3 protein-coding genes and 1 pseudogene are annotated in these 2,258 nt (G+C 71.5%); all 4 read left to right on the top strand.

Features of this window, described 5'->3' with window-relative positions; genetic code table 11:
* Positions 1-201, top strand: a pseudogene (locus tag FV228_RS27235) (signal protein PDZ); the annotation flags it as partial.
* Between the two features lie 154 nt (positions 202-355).
* Positions 356-625, top strand: a complete 270-nt coding sequence (locus FV228_RS27230; protein ID WP_147857368.1) for a hypothetical protein — start codon at positions 356-358, stop codon at positions 623-625.
* A 271-nt stretch (positions 626-896) separates the two neighbouring features.
* A complete protein-coding gene (locus FV228_RS27225) occupies positions 897-1,043 on the top strand; it encodes a DUF1127 domain-containing protein (RefSeq protein ID WP_147857367.1) in 147 nt (48 codons plus the stop codon).
* Between the two features lie 78 nt (positions 1,044-1,121).
* Positions 1,122-2,258 (top strand): methylenetetrahydrofolate--tRNA-(uracil(54)-C(5))-methyltransferase (FADH(2)-oxidizing) TrmFO (trmFO, locus tag FV228_RS27220; RefSeq protein ID WP_147857366.1); only part of this gene is annotated, 1,137 nt, incomplete at its 3' end.

Below are 2,258 nucleotides of genomic sequence, written 5' to 3'. Positions count from 1 at the left end.
GGCCTGCGCAGCGGCGACGTGATCGAGGCGGTGGCCGGCGAGCCGATCCCGGACCTCGCCGCCCTGTTCCGCAGCATCTGGGCGCTGGGCGAGGCCGGCGTCCGGGTTCCCCTCACCGTGCGCCGGGACGGGCGCGGCGTGAAGCTCGCCCTGGTCTCGGCCGACCGGGAGCGGTTCCTGCGCACGCCCTCGCTGCACTGAAGGCCCGGTGCGGGAAACCGTCTCCGCCGGGGCTGCGTTTCCCGGCCGCGGAGCCTGCACCGGATACAACCACAGGCTCAGCATCGGTTCAGGCGGCGCGGCCGAGTCTCCCCCGACCGGCACCGATCCGCCGGACGCTTCGAGGAGATCTGTCATGGCGATTCTGAGCGCACCGCGCGCGAAGGCACTCGTTGTGGCCGCCGCGATCGCCGGCGGCCTCGGGCTCGCGGGCTCCGCCCAGGCGGCGGGGGGCTGCGGCCCGGGCTTCCATCCGAATCCCTGGGGCCTCTGCCGCCCGAACTGGGGCCCCCGCCCCTATTACGGGCGCCGGCCGGTCTATTACGGCGGCTACGTTCGGCCGCGGCCGTTCTACCGGCCCTATGATCGCCCCTACGGTTTCTACGGCCCGCGCCCGTTCTACTGAGCGCCGCCTCCGTTTTGCGCTGCGAAGGGCGTCCCGCCGGCCGGCGGGGCGCCCTTCGCGCGTTCGGGACGGGTCCCCGCATGCGCACAAAGAATGACCAGCCGGGAAGGTTGCCGGTTTCTTAATCCGCGCATGCGGCCCACGCAGACCAGATCCTTGGCCTTTCGACTCCTGCTGCGCCGCGGGAGGTTTATATGTGCGTTGCACCAACAAGAGGCAGCGATGCGCAACGGCGCGCCACTCACTGCCCGAACAGAGGTCAATACACTCCATGTCCGCCGCTCGTAGCGTCCTGGGTCGCGTCCGCGCCTATCTCCGGTACCGCGACACCGTCTCCCAGCTGTCCCGCCTCTCGGATCGCGACCTTGCCGATCTCGGCATCAACCGCAGCGAGATCCACGGCATCGCCCGCGTCTGATCTCCCGGCACCATCGCGATTCGACTCAAAGGACCGCCGCCCGTTGATCCGGGCGACGGTCCTTCGCTATTCTGGGCCATGACACAGACCCTACACATCGTCGGCGGCGGCCTGGCGGGATCCGAGGCGGCCTGGCAGGTGGCCGAGGCCGGCCATCGCGCCGTGATCCACGAGATGCGGCCGGTCCGCGGCACCGAGGCCCACCAGACCGACGGCCTGGCCGAGCTGGTCTGCTCGAACTCGTTCCGGTCCGACGACCCGGAGAGCAACGCCGTCGGCCTGCTCCACCAGGAGATGCGCTCGTTGAGCTCGCTGATCATGCGGGCGGCCGACGCCAACCAGGTGCCGGCGGGGGGCGCCCTGGCGGTGGATCGCGAGGGCTTCTCCGCCACGGTGACCCGGGCCCTCGAGGAGCATCCCAACGTCACGATCGCGCGCGGCGAGGTCGAGGGCCTGCCGCCGGAGGAGTGGGGGCCCTGCATCGTCGCCACCGGCCCGCTGACCGCCCCGGCGCTCGCCGAGGGCATCCGGGCGCTCACCGGCGCCGAATCGCTCGCCTTCTTCGACGCCATCGCGCCGATCGTCCACCGCGACTCGATCGACATGGATGTGGCGTGGTTCCAGTCCCGCTACGACAAGCCCGGTCCCGGCGGCACCGGGGCCGACTATCTCAACTGCCCGATGGACCGGGCGCAGTACGACGCCTTCGTGGCCGCCCTGGTGGCGGGGGACAAGATCGGGTTCAAGCAGTGGGAGGGGACGCCGTATTTCGACGGCTGCCTGCCGATTGAGGTGATGGCCGAGCGCGGCCCCGAGACCCTGCGGCACGGCCCGATGAAGCCGGTGGGGCTCACCAACCCGCGCGACCCGCAGGTCAAGGCCTGCGCGATCGTGCAGCTGCGCCAGGACAACGCGCTGGGCACCCTCTACAACATGGTCGGCTTCCAGACGAAGCTGACCTATGCCGAGCAGGTCCGGGTCTTCCGCACGATTCCCGGCCTGGAGCGGGCCGAGTTCGCCCGGCTCGGCGGCCTGCACCGCAACACCTATCTCGACAGCCCGCGGCTGCTGGACGCCACCCTCCGGCTGAAGGCCCGGCCGGCCCTGCGCTTCGCCGGCCAGATCACCGGCTGCGAGGGCTATGTCGAGAGCGCCGCGGTCGGGCTGATGGCGGGGCGCTTCGCGGTGGCCGAGGCCGCCGGCCGGCCGCTCAGC

This window comes from Methylobacterium sp. WL18 (assembly GCF_008040015.1).
GTDB lineage: Bacteria > Pseudomonadota > Alphaproteobacteria > Rhizobiales > Beijerinckiaceae > Methylobacterium > Methylobacterium mesophilicum.
Note: the sequence above shows the minus strand (reverse complement) of the source record. Positions and strands in the feature narration are given on the sequence as shown.